Consider the following 17,362-nt stretch of genomic DNA (forward strand, 5'->3'; position numbering starts at 1 on the left):
GTTTTTGAACGGTGCGCTTCATGTGGGGCGCATCGAAATGTCATCCGCGGTGCGCATGGAAGATCATGCGGCGGGTGACCGGAACACGGCCGGGCCTCAGGGCAGAGTTTTGTGTCATTCCAGCGGTTCGCGCGCTTAAGCGTGGTTCTCTGGAATGGCATAACACTTCTCTTCCCGTGTGGCGCCGGCTCTGGCGTTGCCGCGCCGCTGCCCGTCCGCGCGGCATAACGAAGAGAAAAGGAGTGACTATGTTCAACAAGATCGTCAAAGAATTCAAATGGGGACAACATAACGTTCGCCTCGAGACGGGCGAAATCGCCCGCCAGGCAAGCGGTGCGGTGCTCGTCGACGTCGAAGACACCGTTGTGCTGGCCACCGTTGTCGGTGCCAAGACGGCAAAGCCTGGCCAGGATTTCTTCCCGCTGACCGTCGACTACCTCGAAAAGACCTACGCTGCCGGCAAGATACCGGGTGGCTTCTTCCGTCGCGAAGGCCGTCCGTCGGAAGGCGAAACGCTGATCTCGCGCCTGATCGACCGTCCGCTGCGTCCGCTGTTCCCGGAAGGCTTCTACAACGAAGTCCAGGTCGTGATCCACGTCCTGTCGCTGAACCCTGATGTGCCTGCTGACATTCCCGCGCTGATCGGCGCGTCGGCAGCGCTCGCCGTGTCCGGTCTGCCGTTCAACGGCCCGGTCGGCGCAGCACGCGTGGCCTACATCAACAACGAATTCGTGCTGAACCCGACGCGTCCGCAAATGAAGGAATCGGCGCTCGACCTGATCGTCGCCGGTACGGAACGTGCAGTGCTGATGGTGGAATCGGAAGCGCAGCAACTGACCGAAGAAGTCATGCTCGGCGCAGTGGTGTTCGGTCACGAGCAGATGCAGATCGCGATCGACGCGATCCACGAGCTCGTCCGTGAAGGCGGCAAGCCGGAATGGGACTGGAAGCCGGCTGCGAAGAACGAAGCGCTGATCGCACGCGTGTCGGAACTGGCGCAAGCCGATCTGCTCGCCGCGTACCAGATCCGCGACAAGCAGGCGCGCTCGACGAAGCTGAAGGAAGTCTACGCAGCCACGTCGGCAAAGCTGGAAGAAGAAGCCGCTGCTGCCGGCACGGTCGCCGCCGACAAGGCAACTGTCGGCAACGTGCTGTTCGACATCGAAGCGAAGATCGTCCGTACGCAGATCCTGAACGGCGAGCCGCGTATCGACGGCCGCGACACGCGCACGGTGCGCCCGATCGAAATCCGTACCGGCGTGCTGCCGCGTACGCACGGTTCGGCACTGTTCACGCGTGGCGAAACGCAGGCGCTGGTGATCGCGACGCTCGGCACGAAGGGCGACGAACAGAACATCGACGCGCTCGAAGGCGAATACCGCGAACGCTTCATGCTTCACTACAACATGCCTCCGTTCGCGACCGGCGAAACGGGCCGCGTCGGTTCGCCGAAGCGCCGTGAAATCGGTCACGGCCGTCTGGCCAAGCGCGCGCTCGTCGCGTGCCTGCCGAGCGCTGAAGAATTCGGCTACTCGATCCGCGTCGTGTCGGAAATCACGGAATCGAACGGTTCGTCGTCGATGGCTTCGGTGTGCGGCGGCTGCCTCGCGCTGATGGACGCCGGCGTGCCGATGAAGGCGCACGTCGCCGGCATCGCGATGGGGCTGATCCTCGAAGGTAACAAGTTTGCCGTCCTGACCGACATCCTCGGCGACGAAGATCACCTCGGCGACATGGACTTCAAGGTTGCGGGTACGGAACAAGGCGTGACCGCGCTGCAGATGGACATCAAGATCCAGGGCATCACGAAGGAAATCATGCAGGTCGCGCTCGCTCAGGCGAAGGAAGGCCGCATGCACATCCTCGGCAAGATGACCTCGGCTGTTTCGGGTGCGAACACGGAACTGTCGGAATTCGCGCCGCGCATGATCACCATCAAGATCAATCCGGAAAAGATCCGTGACGTGATCGGCAAGGGTGGTTCGGTGATCCGCGCGCTGACCGAAGAAACCGGCACGACGATCGATATTTCGGACGACGGCGTGGTCACCATCGCAAGCACGAGCAGCGAAGGCATGGCCGAAGCGAAGAAGCGTATCGAAAACATCACGCTGGAAGTCGAAGTCGGTCAGGTGTATGACGGTACGGTTCTCAAGCTGCTGGATTTCGGCGCGATCGTCAACATCCTGCCGGGCAAGGACGGTCTGTTGCACATTTCCGAGATCGCGAACGAGCGCATCAAGGATATCAACGACTACCTGAAGGACGGCCAGCACGTGAAGGTCAAGGTCATCCAGACGGACGAGAAGGGTCGTGTGCGTCTGTCGGCCAAGGCGTTGCTGAACGAAACGCCGGCTGGCGCGCCGCAAGGCGAGCCGACGCCGCAGTAATGCAGTAGGGGAATGACGGCCGGTAGCGTGAATGCGCGCCGGCCGTTTTTCATGGAGGATGGATTGCACTGCGAACCGGCCGGCCCGGGCTCAGGGTTTGCAGTGCAATCCACACCTTTGGAGGTGATGCAGATGAAAGCGATCGAGATTACCGAATTCGGCGCGCCGGACGTTCTGAAGCTGGCCGAACGGCCCATGCCAGAACCGAAAGCGGGCGAAGTGCTGATCAAGGTGGCCGCGTCGGGCATCAACCGTCCGGACGTGTTCCAGCGCAAGGGTGCGTATGCGCCGCCGCCGGGCGCATCGGATCTGCCGGGGCTGGAAGTGGCGGGCGAGATCGTTGGCGGCTCGATCGACGCGAAGCACAACCCGTTTGGCCTGAAGATTGGCGATCGCGTGTGCGCGCTGCTCGCGGGCGGCGGTTACGCGGAATACGCGGTTGCGCCGCTTGCGCAATGTCTGCCGGTGCCGAAGGGCCTGACCGATATCGAGGCGGCGTCGCTGCCGGAGACTTTCTTCACAGTGTGGAGCAACGTGTTCGATCGCGCGAAACTGGGCGCGGGCGAGGGCGGCGCGAACGAAACGTTCATGGTGCAGGGCGGTTCGAGCGGCATCGGCGTGACGGCGATCCAGATCGCGCATGCGCTGGGTTTCCGCGTGTTCGCAACCGCCGGATCGGACGACAAATGCCGCGCGTGCGAAGAACTGGGCGCCGAGCGCGCGATCAACTACAAGACTGAAGATTTCGTCGAAGTGGTGAAGTCGCTGACAAACGATCGCGGCGTCGACGTCATTCTCGATATGGTGGCCGGCAGCTATATCCCGCGCGAACTGACGGCGCTCGCCAATGGTGGTCGTCTGGTGTTGATCGCGCTGCTGGGCGGCGCGAAGGCGGAAGTGAACCTGAACGAGATCCTGCGCCGTCGTCTGACGATTACCGGTTCGACGCTGCGTCCGCAGCCGGTCGAGTTCAAGGCGAAAATCGCCGCGAAGCTGAAAGAGCACGTGTGGCCGCACATCGAGGGTGGCCGTATCAAGCCTGTCGTACATCGCGTGTTTCCGGCTGCGCAGGCCGCCGAAGCGCATGTGCTGATGGAAAGCAGTACGCACGTGGGCAAGATCGTGCTGAATTGGGGCGCGGATGTTTAATTCGACTGGTTTGACCCGATCCGTCTGCGCACAGTAAAATCGCATGTTTTGCGCCCGACGCACGGTTCATTGAATTCTGAAAGACGGGCCGACCTCGTGTCCGAGCCTGTCTCATGACAAGACGAGACAATGTCGAAACAACGAGCAAAAGCGGTAGTCGGTAACTGGAAGATGTTCGGTCGCCTTGCCGATAACGCGAGGCTGCTGAAGGCTGTGGCGCAGGGCGTCGATGCGTTGCCGGAAGGTATTCTGGTGGGCCTGTGTGTGCCGTGCCCGTACCTTTCGCAGGCGCAGTTGTTGCTCGAAGGTTCGCGCGTGGCCTGGGGCGTACAGGATGTCTCCGCGTTCAAGGAAGGTGCGTACACCGGCGAAGTAGCCGCGGACATGGCCGCCGATTTCGGCGCGAAGTTCGCGATCGTCGGGCATTCGGAACGTCGTGCGTATCATCGCGAAAGCGCAGAGCTGGTGGCCGCGAAGACGCAGCGTGCGCTTGAGGCGGGATTGATTCCGATTGTCTGTGTCGGCGAAACGCTCGAACAGCGTGAAGCGGGCGAGACGGAGCTGGTAGTCGGCACCCAGATTGACGACGTGCTCGCGAAGCTTTCGCTGGAAGAGGCGGTTCGCATCGTGGTGGCCTATGAGCCGGTCTGGGCGATTGGCACGGGTAGGAGTGCGACGGCCGAACAGGCGCAGCAGGTTCATGCGTTTTTGCGCGGGCGCCTCACCGCAAAAGATGCAGCGGTCGCCGATGTGCACGTGCTCTATGGCGGCAGTGTGAAACCCGACAACGCGGAAGAGTTGTTCCGTCAGCCGGATATCGATGGCGGCCTGATTGGCGGCGCATCGTTGAAGGACAAGGATTTCCTGGCGATCTGCAGCGCGGCGCAAGCCGTGATGGCCGACGCGGCGTAAGCCGCTCAGGCGGGCAGGGCGCCCGGGCGAGGAAGACCCATTACGTGCACCACACATTGTGTTGCGCGGTTAAATAAAGACTCTCAGGTGAGTGTGATGCTGTATTTGAAAACGTTGATCATCGTCGTTCAGTTACTGTCGGCGCTTGGGGTCATTGGCCTCGTCTTGCTGCAGCACGGTAAGGGCGCCGATATGGGCGCTGCATTCGGCAGCGGCGCGTCGGGAAGTCTCTTCGGCGCGACGGGCTCGGCAAACTTTTTGTCGCGTACCACTGCCGTGCTCGCCGCTGTGTTTTTCGTCACGACGCTGACGCTCACGTACCTCGGTTCGTATCGCTCGAAACCGTCGGTGGGCGTGCTCGGCGCGGCAGTGACCGCTCCGGTTTCGGCTTCTGCTGCGTCCGCTCCGGCGGGTGTGTCGGCGCCTGTTGCGGCGTCTGCTGCATCGGCTCCGGGCCAGGACGTGCCGAAATAAAATTTTCGGTCGAAACGCTTTTTGTGCGTTGAACAAACTGTTTAAACCAGTTACAATTGAAGTCTTGAAGCGATTCGCGGGTTTTATAGCTTGTTTTCCCGGATTGCAGTAGTGCCGACGTGGTGAAATTGGTAGACACGCTATCTTGAGGGGGTAGTGGCGAAAGCTGTGCGAGTTCGAGTCTCGCCGTCGGCACCAATGTTATCTAATGCCAGCCGATTGCTTTTGCTTCGGCTGGCATTTTTACTTCTGGTGGGCTGCTTGCCATTTGCTTGCATTGCAAAGTAGCCCGAAGTGATTTGATGTCAGGAAACTGCGGTAAGCTGCACGCCCTGGCTACATTCAGAACCAACCGATTGAGGATAGTCTTGAACCTCGCAGCCTATTTCCCCGTCCTGTTGTTCCTTATTGTTGGAACCGGTTTAGGCGTAGCACTGGTCAGTATCGGCAAGATCCTCGGTCCCAACCGGCCTGACACCGAGAAGAACGCGCCGTACGAGTGCGGCTTCGAGGCATTCGAAGATGCGCGCATGAAGTTCGACGTGCGCTACTACCTGGTTGCCATTCTCTTCATTATTTTCGACCTTGAAACCGCGTTTCTGTTCCCGTGGGGTGTAGCCCTGCGCGACATCGGCTGGCCCGGGTTCATGGCGATGATGATTTTCCTGCTCGAATTCCTGCTTGGCTTCGCCTATATCTGGAAGAAGGGCGGCCTCGATTGGGAATGACAGATTAATCGCCGGTTTGCGTGGGTGGCACGGCTTGCTGCCCCGTCTGGAGTGGAAAGCAAATGAGTATCGAAGGGGTCTTGAAGGAAGGGTTTGTCACCACCACCGCTGACAAGCTGATCAACTGGACGCGCACCGGCTCGCTGTGGCCGATGACGTTCGGTCTCGCATGTTGCGCGGTCGAGATGATGCATGCGGGCGCTGCCCGTTACGACCTCGACCGTTTCGGCGTGGTGTTTCGTCCGAGTCCGCGTCAGTCGGATGTGATGATCGTCGCCGGCACGCTGTGCAACAAGATGGCGCCTGCTCTGCGCAAGGTCTACGACCAGATGGCCGAGCCGCGCTGGGTGATCTCGATGGGTTCGTGCGCGAACGGCGGCGGCTACTACCACTACTCGTATTCGGTGGTGCGTGGCTGCGATCGCATCGTGCCGGTCGACGTCTATGTGCCGGGTTGTCCGCCCACGGCGGAAGCGCTGGTCTACGGCGTGATCCAGCTGCAGGCGAAGATCCGCCGCACCAATACCATCGCCCGTCAATAAGGCCAACGCCTCTTCCCCCACAATATGGCAAGCAAACTCGAGACTCTCAAAGCGAACCTCGAGGCGGCCTTTGGCGGCCGCCTGCTGAGCGTCACCGAAGCAATCGGTGAGCTGACGATCGTCGTCAAGGCGAGTGATTACCTCGAAGTGGCGACGCGTCTGCGTGACGATAAATCGCTCGGCTTCGAGCAGTTGATGGACCTGTGCGGCGTCGATTACCAGACGTACGGCGATGGTGCCTACGAAGGCCCGCGTTTCGCAGCGGTGCTCCATCTGCTGTCGGTAGCGAACAACTGGCGTCTGCGTGTGCGCGTGTTCGCCCCGGACGACGAAGTGCCGCTCGTTGCATCGGTCGTCGATATCTGGAGTTCGGCCAACTGGTATGAGCGCGAAGCGTTCGACCTGTACGGCATCGTCTTCGAAGGTCACCCGGACCTGCGCCGGATCCTGACCGACTATGGCTTTATCGGCCACCCGTTCCGCAAGGATTTCCCGGTTTCCGGCTATGTCGAAATGCGTTACGACCCGGAAGAGAAGCGCGTCGTCTACCAGCCGGTGACGATCGAGCCGCGGGAAATCACGCCGCGCGTGATCCGTGAGGATCGCTATGGCGGTCTGAAACACTAAGAGAACGCCATGGCAGAGATCAAAAACTACACGCTCAACTTCGGCCCGCAACACCCGGCCGCGCACGGTGTGCTGCGCCTCGTGCTCGAACTCGACGGCGAAGTGATCCAGCGCGCCGATCCGCACATTGGCCTCCTGCATCGTGCGACCGAAAAGCTCGCCGAAACCAAAACCTTCATCCAGTCCGTGCCGTACATGGACCGTCTCGACTACGTTTCGATGATGGTGAACGAGCACGGCTATGTGATGGCAATCGAAAAGCTGCTCGGCATCGAAGTACCGATCCGCGCGCAGTACATCCGCGTGATGTTCGACGAAGTGACGCGCGTGCTGAACCACCTGATGTGGATCGGCGCACATGCACTCGACGTCGGCGCAATGGCGGTGTTCCTGTACGCGTTCCGCGAGCGCGAAGACCTGATGGACGTGTACGAAGCAGTGTCCGGTGCACGGATGCACGCAGCGTACTATCGTCCGGGCGGCGTCTATCGCGATCTGCCTGACGCAATGCCGCAATACAAGGCGTCGAAGATTCGCAATGCGAAGGCGCTGTCGAAGATGAACGAGAACCGTCAAGGTTCGCTGCTCGACTTCATCGACGATTTCTTTACACGTTTCCCGCACTGCGTCGACGAGTACGAAACGCTGCTCACCGACAACCGGATCTGGAAGCAACGTCTGGTCGGCATTGGCGTGGTCAGCCCGGAACGTGCGCTGCAACTCGGCATGACCGGCGCGATGCTGCGCGGTTCGGGCATCGAGTGGGATCTGCGCAAGAAGCAGCCGTACGAAGTCTATGACAAGATGGATTTCGATATTCCGGTTGGCGTGAACGGCGACTGCTACGACCGCTATCTGGTGCGTGTCGAAGAAATGCGCCAGTCCACGCGCATTGTGAAACAGTGCATCGAGTGGCTTCGCAAGAATCCGGGCCCGGTGATGATCGACAATCACAAGATTGCGCCGCCGTCGCGCGTCGGCATGAAGTCGAACATGGAAGAGTTGATTCACCACTTCAAGCTCTTCACGGAAGGCTTCCATGTGCCGGAAGGCGAGGCGTATGCAGCGGTCGAGCATCCGAAGGGCGAGTTCGGCATCTATCTGATTTCGGATGGCGCGAACAAGCCGTATCGCCTGAAGATTCGCGCGCCGGGTTATGCGCACCTGTCCGCGCTCGATGAAATGGCGCGCGGTCACATGATCGCCGACGCTGTGACGATCATCGGTACGCAGGACATTGTGTTCGGCGAAGTGGATCGCTAGAGCGATATTCGTAACGGCGCGCGCGGTCCCTCGCGCGTCATGCAAGGAACGCCGGGTCTGTCGCAGCACGTAGTGAGCGGCAGGTTTTCGTTCGGTAGGAATTGAAAGAGTCGTGTCTGAAAATGATCTCAGCTGAAGGCCTGAAAGAAATCGATCGCGCGATCGCGAAGTATCCCGCCGATCAGAAACAGTCCGCCGTGATGTCGGCGTTGGCCACTGCTCAGGAAGAGCACGGGTGGCTGTCGCCCGAAATCATGCAGTTCGTGGCTGACTACCTTGGCATGCCCGCGGTTGCCGTGCAGGAGGTTGCGACCTTCTACACGATGTACAACACGTCGCCGGTCGGCAAGTACAAGATCACGCTTTGCACGAACCTGCCGTGCCAGCTCGGTCCGGATGGCGGTTCGGAAAGCGCCGCCGAATACCTGAAACAGAAACTCGGCATCGACTTCGGCGAAACCACTGCTGACGGCCAGTTCACCCTGAAAGAGGGTGAATGCATGGGCTCGTGTGGCGATGCGCCGGTGCTGCTCGTGAACAACCACCGTATGTGCAGCTTCATGAGCCGCGAGAAGATCGACCAGCTGCTCGAGGAACTTTCGAAATGACGTCTTTACACGATCGTCACATCAAACCGCTGATTCTCGCCGGCCTGAACGGCGACAACTGGCATCTCGAAGATTACGTCGCGCGCGGCGGTTACAAGCAGCTGCGCCGTATTCTGGAAGAAAAGATTCCGCCCGAGCAGGTGATCGCCGACGTGAAAGCGTCGGGTCTGCGCGGCCGTGGCGGTGCGGGCTTCCCGACCGGCCTGAAGTGGAGCTTCATGCCGCGCCAGTTTCCGGGGCAGAAGTATCTCGTCTGCAATTCGGACGAAGGCGAACCGGGCACGTTCAAAGACCGCGACATCCTGCGCTGGAATCCGCATTCGCTGATCGAAGGCATGGCCATCGGCGCATACGCGATGGGCATCACGGTCGGCTACAACTACATCCACGGCGAAATCTGGGAAACCTACAAGGTCTTCGAAGAAGCCCTTGAAGAAGCGCGTCGCGCGGGGTTTCTCGGTGCGAACATCATGGGTTCGGGCTTTTCGTTCGAACTGCATGCGCACCACGGTTACGGCGCCTACATCTGCGGCGAAGAAACCGCGTTGCTCGAATCGCTTGAAGGCAAGAAAGGCCAGCCGCGTTTCAAGCCGCCTTTCCCGGCGAGCTTTGGCGCATTCGGCAAGCCGACGACGATCAACAACACCGAGACATTCGCTGCTGTGCCGTTCCTGCTGGAAATCGGCCCGCAGGCGTACCTCGAGCTGGGCAAGCCGAACAACGGTGGCACGAAGATCTTCTCGATCTCCGGCGACATCGAACGTCCGGGCAACTACGAAGTTCCGCTCGGCACGCCGTTCGCGACGCTGATGGACCTCGCCGGCGGCATGCGTGGCGGCAGGAAGATCAAGGCTGTGATCCCGGGCGGTTCGTCGGCACCGGTGATCCCGGGCGACATCATGATGAACACCGATCTCGACTACGACTCGATCGCGAAGGCCGGCTCGATGCTCGGCTCGGGCGCGGTGATCGTGATGGACGAGACGCGTTGCATGGTGCGTTCGCTCTTGCGTCTGTCGTACTTCTATTACGAAGAATCGTGCGGTCAGTGCACGCCGTGCCGTGAAGGCACCGGCTGGCTGTATCGCGTCGTGCATCGCATCGAACACGGGCTCGGCCGCCAGGAAGATCTGGACCTGCTGAACTCGGTCGCTGAAAACATCATGGGCCGCACGATCTGCGCGCTCGGCGATGCAGCGGCGATGCCGGTGCGCGGCATGCTGAAGCACTACTGGGACGAGTTTGCGTACCACGTCGAGCACAAGCACTGCATGGTCGGTGGCCATGCCGGAGCCGCAGCAGCAACGGAAACAGTAGCCGCCTAGGCGAATAACGCTAAAGCACCAGCCGCGGGGATTCATCGCTTCGACTTGCTAAAAAGCGGGCGATTGAATGGGCAAATGAGCGGGCGAACGATTGAGCGGTAACAGGTTAAGGAAGATTGACCATCATGGTTGAACTTGAAATAGACGGCAAGAAGGTCGAGGTGCCCGAAGGCAGCATGGTGATCCAGGCTGCGCATAAGGTCGATACGTACATTCCTCACTTCTGCTATCACAAGAAGCTGTCGATTGCGGCCAACTGCCGGATGTGTCTTGTCGACGTCGAGAAGATGCCGAAGGCTGTGCCGGCATGCGCGACGCCGGTGTCGGCGGGCATGATCGTGCACACGAAGTCGGACAAGGCCGTGAAGGCACAGCAGTCCGTGATGGAATTCCTGCTGATCAACCACCCGCTTGATTGCCCTATCTGCGACCAGGGCGGCGAATGTCAGCTGCAGGATCTGGCAGTGGGTTATGGCAAGTCGTCGTCGCGTTATAGCGAAGAAAAGCGCGTTGTGTTCCACAAGAACGTTGGCCCGCTAATCTCGATGGAAGAAATGACGCGTTGCATTCACTGCACGCGTTGCGTCCGTTTCGGTCAGGAAGTCGCCGGCGTGATGGAACTGGGCATGCTGGGTCGTGGCGAGCACTCGGAAATCACGTCGTTCGTCGGCAAGACGGTGGATTCGGAACTGTCGGGCAACATGATTGACCTGTGCCCGGTCGGCGCGTTGACCAGCAAGCCTTTCCGCTACAGCGCCCGTACCTGGGAACTGTCGCGCCGCAAGTCGGTGAGCCCGCACGATTCCGTCGGCGCGAACCTCGTGGTGCAGGTGAAGAACAATCGCGTGATGCGCGCGCTGCCGTTCGAAAACGAATCGATCAACGAATGCTGGATCTCGGACAAGGATCGTTTCTCGTACGAAGCCCTGAATAGCGCGGAACGCCTCACGCAGCCGATGCTCAAGCAGGACGGCAGGTGGATTGAAACCGACTGGCAGACGGCGCTCGAATACGTCGTCAAGGGTCTGAATGGCATCAAGGGCGACCACGGCGCGAACGCGCTGGCTGCACTCGCCAGCCCGCACAGCACGGTCGAAGAACTGTTCCTGCTAAAGAAGCTCGCACAGGCGGTCGGTACGCCGAACGTCGACTTCCGTCTGCGTCAGTCCGATTTCTCGGCACCGGTCAACGGTACGCCGTGGCTGGGTACGGCCATCGCCGATCTGTCGAATATCGATGCGGCACTGATCGTCGGCTCGACACTGCGTCGCGATCATCCGCTGCTGGCCGCGCGTCTGCGTCAGGCTGCGAAGGGTGGTGCGAAGCTGACTTTCGTGCAGGCAACCGCTGACGACGCACTGATCCCGCAGGCGAAGCGCGTTGTCGCTGCGCCGTCCGCATGGCTCGACGAGCTTGCTGGCATCGCGGCCTCGGTGGCTGAACTGCGTGGCGAAACGCTGCCGGAAGCACTCGCAGGCGTCGAAGCATCGGACGCGGCGAAGCAGGCCGCAGCATCGCTCGCGGGTGGCTCGACGCGCGTCGTGCTGCTTGGCAACGGCGCTGTCCAGCATCCGCAATTTGCGCAGATTCACGCAGCGGCTCAATGGATCGCTGACGCAACCGGTGCAGCGCTCGGCTTCCTCACGGAAGCAGCGAACACGGTCGGCGCACACCTCGTCGGCGCAGTGCCGGACGCAGGCGGTCTGAACGCACGTGAAGTGTTCGAGCAGCCGCGCAAGGGTTATGTGCTGCTGAACCTCGAGCCGGAATTCGATACGGCGAACCCGGCGCAGGCACTGGCCGCGTTGAAGCAGGCGGAAATGGTCGTCGTGATGTCGTCGTTCGTGACGGGCACCGACTACGCTGACGTCCTGCTGCCGATCGCTCCGTTCACGGAAACGGCCGGCACGTTCGTCAACGCTGAAGGGACGGTGCAGACGTTCAACGGCGTCGTGCGTCCACTCGGCGAAACACGTCCGGCATGGAAGGTGTTGCGCGTGCTCGGCAGCATCCTCGGCGTGCCGGGCTTCGAATTCGATACGGCTGAAGAAGTGCGTACGGCTGCACTGGGCGACGGCGATCTCACATCGCGTCTGTCGAACAAGGCTGGCGTGGCGGTTGCCCGCGGCAACGCAGCGAAGGTCGCCGAAGGCAAGTTCGAACGCATCGCCGATGTACCGATTTACCACGCCGATCCGCTGGTGCGCCGCGCTGAGTCGCTGCACCTGACGGCAGCGGCGCGCGCAGCGAATTCGGTCGGTCTGCCGGCTGCGCTGTTCGACAAGCTGGGTCTGAAGGATGGCGACGCGATCCGCGTACGCCAGGGCGAACTGTCGGTGCAACTGCCGGCCGTGCGTGATGCGAACCTTGCGCAGACGGTCGTCCGCGTATCGGCAGGCACGCCTGCTGGTGCTGCGCTCGGCAGCCTGTTCGGTGAACTGGTGGTGGAGAAGGCGTAAATGAGCTTGTTCGAAACGATCAATTCGGGCGGCGCCCAGATCCTCGGTGTGGCATGGCCCACGGTGTGGGCGCTGGTGCGCATCCTGGTGGTGTCCGTCGTGATCCTGCTGTGCGTGGCTTACCTGATCCTGTGGGAACGGAAGCTGATCGGCTGGATGCACGTGCGTCTCGGTCCGAACCGCGTCGGCCCGATGGGTTTGTTGCAACCAATCGCCGACGTGCTGAAGCTGCTGCTGAAAGAAGTCATTCAGCCGACGCAGGCAAGCCGCTGGATCTACATGATTGCGCCGATCATGGTGGTGGTGCCGGCCTTCGCGGTCTGGGCGGTGATTCCGTTCCAGGCGGGCGCGGTGCTCGGCGACATCAACGCCGGTCTGCTGTACGCCATGGCGATTTCGTCGGTTGGTGTGTACGGCGTGATTCTCGCCGGCTGGGCGTCGAACTCGAAGTACGCATTCCTCGGTGCGATGCGCGCCGCGGCACAGATGGTGTCGTACGAAATCTCGATGGGCTTCGCACTCGTCGTCGTGCTGATGACCTCGGGAAGCCTGAACCTCTCGGACATCGTCACTTCGCAGGAACGCGGCATTTTCGCGGGCTACGGTCTGAACTTCCTGTCATGGAACTGGCTGCCGCTGCTGCCGATGTTCGTCGTTTACTTCATTTCCGGCATCGCTGAAACGAACCGCCACCCGTTCGACGTGGTGGAAGGGGAGTCGGAAATCGTGGCTGGCCACATGATCGATTACTCGGGCATGGCTTTCGCGCTGTTCTTCCTCGCCGAGTACATCAACATGATCGTGATCTCGGCGATCGCCGCGACGATGTTCCTCGGTGGCTGGAGCGCGCCGTTCGGTTTCCTGTCGTTCGTGCCGGGCATCGTGTGGCTCGTCGCGAAAATTTTCTTCCTGCTGTCGGTGTTCATCTGGGCGCGTGCCACATTCCCGCGCTATCGCTATGACCAGATCATGCGTCTGGGCTGGAAGATTTTCATTCCGGTCTGCGTGGTGTGGCTGGTGGTGGTCGGCTTCTGGATCATGTCGCCGTTGAATATCTGGAAATAAAGGGCGGATGAACCCATGACCGCAATTCAAAACTTCTTCAAGACCTTCTTCCTGACGGAGCTGCTGAAAGGCCTCGCGCTGACTGGACGTTATGCGTTCCAGCGCAAGATCACGGTGCAGTTCCCCGAAGAAAAGACGCCGATTTCGCCGCGTTTCCGCGGCCTGCATGCACTGCGCCGCTATGAGAACGGCGAAGAACGCTGCATCGCCTGCAAGCTGTGCGAAGCGGTGTGCCCGGCACTCGCCATTACGATCGAATCGGAAACGCGCGCGGACAACACGCGCCGCACGACGCGTTACGACATCGACCTGACCAAATGCATCTTCTGCGGTTTCTGCGAAGAAAGCTGCCCCGTCGATTCGATCGTCGAGACGCACATCCTCGAATATCACGGCGAAAAGCGCGGCGACCTGTACTTCACGAAGGACATGCTGCTGGCCGTAGGCGATCGCTATGAAGCCGAGATCGCTGCAAACAAGGCGGCCGACGCGCCCTATCGTTGAAACGCGCCTGAGCATTGCTGAAACGCTATTAGTTCGACGCTGCAACGGCCTGCTGTTGGGGCCGTGCGCTGAAGTCTGACCGCTTCGGCCTCGCACCTGTGTGCTGGTTTTGACAGATGCGCGTGCCAAAGAACCATGCCTGACGATGGCCTAACGATGAACCGGTAATCATGGAATTCACGACCGTACTGTTCTACATCTTCGCGCTGCTCCTGGTGGTATCAGGGCTGAAGGTGATCACCTCGCGCAATCCGGTGAGCTCCGCGCTCTTCCTGGTGCTCGCGTTCTTCAACGCTGCAGCGATCTGGATGCTGCTCGAGGCTGAATTCCTCGCGATCCTGCTCGTGCTGGTCTACGTCGGCGCGGTGATGGTGCTGTTCCTGTTCGTCGTGATGATGCTGGACATCAATCTCGATGTGCTGCGGCGCGACTTCAAACGTTTCGTGCCGATGGCGACGATCGTCGGCGCAATCATCGTGATCGAAACCGCGCTGATCCTCTGGCACGGCTACGGCGCGACGGTTCAGCCGGTGCGCGACACCACGGTGGCAGGCGCTGCAGCCGCAACCGCTGGCTGGTCGAACACACGCATCATCGGCAAGATCATCTACACCGACTACATCTTCGCGTTCGAAGTGGCCGGTCTCGTGCTGCTCGTCGCGATCATCGCCGCGATCGCGCTGACCACGCGTCACGCGAAGGACAGCAAGCGTCAGAAGATCGGTGATCAGGTGAAGGTGCGCGCTCAGGACCGCGTGCGCGTCGTCAAGATGCCGTCGGAAAAGACCGCCGCGACCGAAGCCGCCGAAGCCGCTGCAGCAGCACAGGCGGCCTCAGCAAAGGCCGCCGCAGCTCAGGCAACTGCCGCTGCTTCCGTGAAGAACGGCTGAGCGCCCAGGAGAAAAACATGTTGACCCTTGCTCATTACCTCGTCCTCGGCGCGATCCTGTTTGCGATCAGCATCGTCGGCATTTTCCTGAACCGTCGCAACGTCATCATCATCCTGATGGCGATCGAGCTGATGCTGCTGGCGGTGAACACCAATTTCGTCGCGTTCTCGCATTACCTCGGCGACGTGCATGGCCAGATCTTCGTGTTTTTCGTGCTGACCGTCGCGGCGGCGGAAGCAGCGATCGGCCTCGCCATTCTGGTGACCCTGTTCCGTAGCCTCGACACGATCAACGTCGAGGATCTCGATCAGCTCAAAGGTTAAATTCAGGCAAAGCTGTTATGTCAACGACACTCAATGAAAACCTGCTGCTAGCGGTTCCGCTTGCACCGCTGGCCGGCTCGCTGATTGCGGGGCTGTTCGGGAAAGCGGTGGGGCGCGCCGGGGCACACTCGGTCACGATCCTCGGCGTCGCGATCTCGTTCATCCTGTCGGCAATCGTCTTCTTCGACGTGCTGAACGGCGCGAGTTTCAACGCCACCGTCTACGAATGGCTGACCGTCGGCAAGCTGAAATTCGAAGTCGGCTTCCTCGTCGACTCGCTGACGGCGCTGATGATGTGCGTGGTGACTTTCGTGTCGCTGATGGTGCACATCTATACGATCGGCTACATGGCCGACGACGACGGTTACCAGCGCTTCTTCTCGTACATCGCGCTGTTCACGTTCTCGATGCTGATGCTCGTGATGAGCAACAACTTCCTGCAGCTGTTCTTCGGCTGGGAAGCGGTGGGTCTCGTGTCGTACCTGCTGATTGGCTTCTACTTCACTCGTGAAAGCGCGATCTACGCGAACATGAAGGCGTTCATCGTGAACCGCGTGGGTGACTTCGGCTTCCTGCTCGGCATCGGCCTGCTGCTGGCCTACGCCGGCTCGATGAACTACGCTGATGTGTTCGCGAAGAACCACGAACTCGCGTCGCTGAGTTTCCCGGGCACGAGCTGGGGCCTGCTGACGGTCGCCTGTATCTGCCTCTTCATCGGCGCGATGGGCAAGTCGGCGCAGTTCCCGCTGCACGTATGGCTGCCGGATTCGATGGAAGGTCCGACACCGATCTCCGCGCTGATTCACGCGGCAACGATGGTGACGGCCGGTATCTTCATGGTCGCGCGCATGTCGCCGCTGTTCGAACTGTCGGATAGTGCGCTGTCGTTCATCACGGTGATCGGCGCGATCACGGCGCTGTTCATGGGCTTCCTTGGGGTCGTCCAGAACGACATCAAGCGCGTGGTCGCGTACTCGACGCTGTCGCAACTCGGTTACATGACGGTCGCGCTCGGTGTGTCGGCTTACCCGGTCGCCATTTTCCACCTGATGACGCACGCGTTCTTCAAGGCGCTGCTGTTCCTCGGCGCGGGTTCGGTGATCATCGGCATGCACCACGATCAGGACATCCGCAACATGGGCGGCCTGCGCAAGTACATGCCGATCACGTGGATCACGTCGCTGGTCGGTTCGCTGGCGCTGATCGGTACGCCGTTCTTCGCGGGCTTCTATTCGAAAGACTCGATCATCGACGCAGTGAAGCTGTCGCATCTGCCGGGTTCGGGCTTCGCGTACTTCGCGGTCGTGGCGAGCGTGTTTGTCACGGCGCTGTACTCGTTCCGTATGTACTTCCTGGTGTTCCACGGCAAGGAGCGCTTCCGCGATCCGAAGCATCCGGAATCGCCGATGGGTATCGAAGCCGCGGCGCACGCGCACGACGATCACGGTCACGGTCACGACGCACATGGCCATGGTCACGACGATCACGGCCACGCGCACGAGCCGCACGAAACACCGTGGGTGGTGTGGGTGCCGCTGGTGCTGCTGGCGATTCCGTCGGTGATCATCGGCGCGATTGCTATTGGTCCGTTGCTGTTCGGCGACTTCTTCCAGCACGGCGTGGCGTTCGACAAGGCGATCTTCATCGGCGAAAACCATCCGGCGCTGCATGAGATGGCTGAAGAATTCCACGGCTGGGCGTCGATGGGTCTGCACTCGGTTGCGGGTCTGCCGGTGTGGCTCGCGCTCGCGGGTGTTGTGGTCGCGTGGTTCCTGTATCTGGTTCGTCCCGACCTGCCGGCTGTCGTCAAGCGCGCGTTCGGTCCGATCTACACGCTGCTCGACAACAAGTACTACATGGACAAGATCAACGAAGTCGTCTTCGCACGAGGGGCAGTAGCGATCGGCCGCGGCCTCTGGAAGGAAGGTGACGTCGTGGTCATCGACGGTATCGTCAACGGCAGCGCGCGCTTCATCGGCTGGTTTGCCAGCGTGATCCGCTTCCTCCAATCCGGTTACATCTATCACTACGCGTTTGCCATGATTATCGGCATGTTGGGGCTCTTGACCCTGTTTGTAACGCTCGGCGGCAAATAAGGCGAGG

16 protein-coding genes and 1 tRNA gene are annotated in these 17,362 nt (G+C 60.7%); all 17 read left to right on the forward strand.

The annotated features are described in order from the left end of the window. Positions 1 to 242 precede the first annotated feature (242 nt). Positions 243 to 2,390, forward strand: a complete 2,148-nt coding sequence (gene pnp, locus P3T21_RS21675) for a polyribonucleotide nucleotidyltransferase (protein ID WP_429257995.1) — start codon at positions 243 to 245, stop codon at positions 2,388 to 2,390. Positions 2,391 to 2,522: 132 nt separating this feature from the next. After that, positions 2,523 to 3,539, forward strand: coding sequence for an NAD(P)H-quinone oxidoreductase (locus P3T21_RS21680; protein ID WP_429257996.1), 1,017 nt, complete (start codon positions 2,523 to 2,525; stop codon positions 3,537 to 3,539). A gap of 129 nt (positions 3,540 to 3,668) precedes the next feature. Then, positions 3,669 to 4,451 (forward strand): triose-phosphate isomerase, encoded by a 783-nt coding sequence (tpiA, locus tag P3T21_RS21685; protein WP_429257997.1) that lies wholly within the window; start codon positions 3,669 to 3,671, stop codon positions 4,449 to 4,451. Between the two features lie 96 nt (positions 4,452 to 4,547). Beyond that, entirely contained in the window at positions 4,548 to 4,925 is a 378-nt protein-coding gene (gene secG / locus P3T21_RS21690; RefSeq protein WP_429257998.1) for a preprotein translocase subunit SecG, read from the forward strand. 113 nt (positions 4,926 to 5,038) lie between these two features. Then, a tRNA-Leu gene (locus P3T21_RS21695) sits at positions 5,039 to 5,123 on the forward strand. Positions 5,124 to 5,293: 170 nt separating this feature from the next. After that, entirely contained in the window at positions 5,294 to 5,653 is a 360-nt protein-coding gene (locus P3T21_RS21700; RefSeq protein ID WP_090531360.1) for an NADH-quinone oxidoreductase subunit A, read from the forward strand. A 62-nt stretch (positions 5,654 to 5,715) separates the two neighbouring features. Further along, a complete protein-coding gene (locus tag P3T21_RS21705) occupies positions 5,716 to 6,195 on the forward strand; it encodes a NuoB/complex I 20 kDa subunit family protein (RefSeq protein ID WP_006052903.1) in 480 nt (159 codons plus the stop codon). 24 nt (positions 6,196 to 6,219) lie between these two features. Next, positions 6,220 to 6,822, forward strand: coding sequence for an NADH-quinone oxidoreductase subunit C (locus P3T21_RS21710; protein ID WP_429257999.1), 603 nt, complete (start codon positions 6,220 to 6,222; stop codon positions 6,820 to 6,822). 9 nt (positions 6,823 to 6,831) lie between these two features. Then, the gene (locus P3T21_RS21715; RefSeq protein ID WP_429258000.1) at positions 6,832 to 8,085 is read left to right on the forward strand and encodes an NADH-quinone oxidoreductase subunit D; all 1,254 of its coding nucleotides are present in this window, start codon (positions 6,832 to 6,834) and stop codon (positions 8,083 to 8,085) included. A gap of 122 nt (positions 8,086 to 8,207) precedes the next feature. Next, positions 8,208 to 8,693 (forward strand): NADH-quinone oxidoreductase subunit NuoE, encoded by a 486-nt coding sequence (gene nuoE / locus P3T21_RS21720; RefSeq protein ID WP_228874847.1) that lies wholly within the window; start codon positions 8,208 to 8,210, stop codon positions 8,691 to 8,693. After that, the gene (gene nuoF / locus P3T21_RS21725; RefSeq protein WP_429258001.1) at positions 8,690 to 10,018 is read left to right on the forward strand and encodes an NADH-quinone oxidoreductase subunit NuoF; all 1,329 of its coding nucleotides are present in this window, start codon (positions 8,690 to 8,692) and stop codon (positions 10,016 to 10,018) included. Before nuoE ends, nuoF begins: the two co-directional genes overlap by 4 nt. A 125-nt stretch (positions 10,019 to 10,143) precedes the next feature. Then, positions 10,144 to 12,477: an NADH-quinone oxidoreductase subunit NuoG gene (gene nuoG / locus P3T21_RS21730; RefSeq protein WP_429258002.1), complete on the forward strand. Its 2,334-nt coding sequence runs from the start codon at positions 10,144 to 10,146 to the stop codon at positions 12,475 to 12,477. Further along, positions 12,478 to 13,542 (forward strand): NADH-quinone oxidoreductase subunit NuoH, encoded by a 1,065-nt coding sequence (gene nuoH / locus P3T21_RS21735; protein ID WP_429258003.1) that lies wholly within the window; start codon positions 12,478 to 12,480, stop codon positions 13,540 to 13,542. It begins immediately after the preceding gene. A 15-nt stretch (positions 13,543 to 13,557) separates the two neighbouring features. Next, positions 13,558 to 14,046: an NADH-quinone oxidoreductase subunit NuoI gene (nuoI, locus tag P3T21_RS21740; protein WP_063495298.1), complete on the forward strand. Its 489-nt coding sequence runs from the start codon at positions 13,558 to 13,560 to the stop codon at positions 14,044 to 14,046. A 170-nt stretch (positions 14,047 to 14,216) separates the two neighbouring features. Continuing rightward, positions 14,217 to 14,936, forward strand: a complete 720-nt coding sequence (locus P3T21_RS21745; protein WP_429258004.1) for an NADH-quinone oxidoreductase subunit J — start codon at positions 14,217 to 14,219, stop codon at positions 14,934 to 14,936. Positions 14,937 to 14,953: 17 nt separating this feature from the next. Then, entirely contained in the window at positions 14,954 to 15,259 is a 306-nt protein-coding gene (nuoK, locus tag P3T21_RS21750; RefSeq protein WP_006052894.1) for an NADH-quinone oxidoreductase subunit NuoK, read from the forward strand. A gap of 17 nt (positions 15,260 to 15,276) precedes the next feature. Then, positions 15,277 to 17,355, forward strand: a complete 2,079-nt coding sequence (gene nuoL / locus P3T21_RS21755; RefSeq protein WP_429258005.1) for an NADH-quinone oxidoreductase subunit L — start codon at positions 15,277 to 15,279, stop codon at positions 17,353 to 17,355. Positions 17,356 to 17,362: the final 7 nt, after the last annotated feature.

The sequence above is a fragment of the Paraburkholderia sp. GAS334 genome, from assembly GCF_050436625.1.
Taxonomy (GTDB): Bacteria; Pseudomonadota; Gammaproteobacteria; order Burkholderiales; family Burkholderiaceae; genus Paraburkholderia.

Coding starts and splice junctions, on each gene's coding strand:
- tpiA (WP_429257997.1), top strand. CDS start 3,669: ATGTCGAAACAACGAGCAAAAGCGGTAGTCGGTAACTGGAAGATGTTC.
- P3T21_RS21745 (WP_429258004.1), top strand. CDS start 14,217: ATGGAATTCACGACCGTACTGTTCTACATCTTCGCGCTGCTCCTGGTG.
- nuoF (WP_429258001.1), top strand. CDS start 8,690: ATGACGTCTTTACACGATCGTCACATCAAACCGCTGATTCTCGCCGGC.
- P3T21_RS21680 (WP_429257996.1), top strand. CDS start 2,523: ATGAAAGCGATCGAGATTACCGAATTCGGCGCGCCGGACGTTCTGAAG.
- nuoI (WP_063495298.1), top strand. CDS start 13,558: ATGACCGCAATTCAAAACTTCTTCAAGACCTTCTTCCTGACGGAGCTG.
- nuoK (WP_006052894.1), top strand. CDS start 14,954: ATGTTGACCCTTGCTCATTACCTCGTCCTCGGCGCGATCCTGTTTGCG.
- nuoH (WP_429258003.1), top strand. CDS start 12,478: ATGAGCTTGTTCGAAACGATCAATTCGGGCGGCGCCCAGATCCTCGGT.
- nuoL (WP_429258005.1), top strand. CDS start 15,277: ATGTCAACGACACTCAATGAAAACCTGCTGCTAGCGGTTCCGCTTGCA.
- secG (WP_429257998.1), top strand. CDS start 4,548: ATGCTGTATTTGAAAACGTTGATCATCGTCGTTCAGTTACTGTCGGCG.
- P3T21_RS21705 (WP_006052903.1), top strand. CDS start 5,716: ATGAGTATCGAAGGGGTCTTGAAGGAAGGGTTTGTCACCACCACCGCT.
- nuoG (WP_429258002.1), top strand. CDS start 10,144: ATGGTTGAACTTGAAATAGACGGCAAGAAGGTCGAGGTGCCCGAAGGC.
- nuoE (WP_228874847.1), top strand. CDS start 8,208: ATGATCTCAGCTGAAGGCCTGAAAGAAATCGATCGCGCGATCGCGAAG.
- P3T21_RS21715 (WP_429258000.1), top strand. CDS start 6,832: ATGGCAGAGATCAAAAACTACACGCTCAACTTCGGCCCGCAACACCCG.
- P3T21_RS21710 (WP_429257999.1), top strand. CDS start 6,220: ATGGCAAGCAAACTCGAGACTCTCAAAGCGAACCTCGAGGCGGCCTTT.